Consider the following 679-nt stretch of genomic DNA (forward strand, 5'->3'; position numbering starts at 1 on the left):
TGCTGCCGCTGGACCGTGACGGACGTCCGGCCGACAACTTCGGTCGCCTGGACGTGGCCTTCAAGGCGCGGATTTCCAGGACCGAACTGAAGGTCGGCGAATGGATGCCGGTACTGCCCATCCTCCGCTCGGACGATGGCCGCTCGCTGCCGCAGACCTTTCGCGGCGGCCAGCTCACCTCGAAGGAAATCGACGGCCTGACGCTCTACGGCGGCCAGTTCCAGAAGAACAGCCCGCGCAACGATTCGAGCATGACCGATATGTTCATGAACGGCAGGGCCGGTATCACCTCCGACCGCTTCAATTTCCAGGGCGGCGAATACAGCTTCAACGACAAGCGCACGATGGTCGGACTCTGGAATGCCCAGCTCAAGGACATCTACCGCCAGCAGTACGTCAACCTGGTCCACAGCCAGCCGCTGGGTGACTGGACCCTGGGCGCCAACCTCGGCTTCTTCTACGGCAAGGAGGACGGCAGCGCCCTGGCCGGCGACCTGGAGAACAAGACCTGGTCGGGCATGTTCTCCGCCCGCCATGGCGGCAACACCTTCTATGTCGGCCTGCAGAAACTCACCGGCGACAGTGCCTGGATGCGGGTCAACGGCACCAGCGGCGGCACCCTCGCCAACGACAGCTACAACAACAGCTACGACAACGCCCGGGAGAAATCCTGGCAGTT

At 63.3% G+C, this 679-nt stretch carries 1 protein-coding gene; it reads left to right on the plus strand.

The window, feature by feature from the left end; all coding sequences use genetic code 11:
- Positions 1-679, plus strand: a 679-nt coding sequence (locus HX881_RS32615; protein ID WP_177088674.1) for an OprD family outer membrane porin, incomplete at both ends; no start/stop codon positions are given.

This window comes from Pseudomonas gingeri (assembly GCF_013386115.1).
Taxonomy (GTDB): Bacteria; Pseudomonadota; Gammaproteobacteria; order Pseudomonadales; family Pseudomonadaceae; genus Aquipseudomonas; species Aquipseudomonas gingeri.